At 79.6% G+C, this 230-nt stretch carries 1 pseudogene; it reads right to left on the bottom strand.

Annotated features, from left to right (window positions below):
• Positions 1-230 (bottom strand): annotated as a pseudogene (locus tag I5E_RS06400) (guanylate kinase); the annotation flags it as partial.

Raw genomic sequence — 230 nt, 5'->3', positions numbered from 1 at the left:
GTTCGCCCATGATCGACTCCGCCCGGGCGGGGCCGATGCCGGCGAGGCTCGTCAGCAGGTCACGGACCCGGAGCGACTTCTCGGCCGGGGCGTCGCCGTCCGACCAGGCGGTGCGGGCCACCTCGAGCGCGGAGCGCTCCCCCGAGGCGACCGCGGCCTTGACGGCGGCGCGGGCACGACGTGCGGCCACGGCGGCGGCAGCCGCGGCGACCCGGTCGACCTCCGGCGGG

It is taken from the genome of Curtobacterium sp. B18, assembly GCF_000333375.1.
GTDB lineage: Bacteria > Actinomycetota > Actinomycetes > Actinomycetales > Microbacteriaceae > Curtobacterium.
This window is presented reverse-complemented; position numbering and strand designations above follow the sequence as displayed.